The 704-nt window shown below is 62.5% G+C and carries 1 protein-coding gene; it reads right to left on the reverse strand.

Annotated features, from left to right (window positions below; translation table 4 throughout):
- Window positions 1-704 (reverse strand): helix-turn-helix domain-containing protein (locus tag QPK10_RS06700; RefSeq protein WP_368487228.1); only part of this gene is annotated, 704 nt, incomplete at both ends.

Raw genomic sequence — 704 nt, forward strand, 5'->3', positions numbered from 1 at the left:
CCGCTTGACCCGACGCCAGGTCGAGGGCGAGGCGCCGGCCAGCCGGAGAAAGATCCGCGAGAAATGCGGCTGGTCGGAAAAGCCGCAGGCGACGCCGATCTGCGAAAGCGGTTCGTCGCTGCCCAGCATCAGCTCCTTGGCCCGGTCGACGCGCATGCGCATCAGCCATTCGTGGGGCGAAAAACCGGTGCTGCACTTGAAGGCCTTGGTGAAATAGCTGCGCGAGAGCCCGCACTCCTCGGCCAGGCGCGCCACCGACACGCCCTCGGCCAGATGCCCGGCGATCAGCTCCTTGGCCCTGCGCAATTGCCAGGGCGCCAGGCCCTTGCCGGTGCAGACCGGGACCTGGGTCGAAGCGAAGCGATCCTGAACGTGGGTCAACAGCGCCAGCATGACCTGCTCGATGAACAGTTCGTTGCGCTCGCCCGCCCTGGCGAAGCTGGGCAGCAGCGCCAGCGCCAGGTGATAGACCACCGGATCGTCGACACCGATGATCCGCTCCGGCTCGGCGGACGCGCGTTGCCCTTCTTCGTAGAGAAACTCCTTTATCGAAGCGCGCGGCAACATGAAGCGGACATTGTCGTAAGTTGTCCGGTGCTGGCACTTTATTTCATCGCCAAGATAGGCGATGGAGATACTTTTCCGTGGATGTCCGCCATCGAAAACCAGTTTGTTTCCATTCCAGAGACGATGGGAATTGAAAT

Origin of the sequence: Spiroplasma sp. DGKH1 (assembly GCF_040940205.1) — a bacterium.
In the GTDB taxonomy this organism is placed as follows: domain Bacteria; phylum Bacillota_I; class Bacilli_A; order Mycoplasmatales; family Mycoplasmataceae; genus Spiroplasma.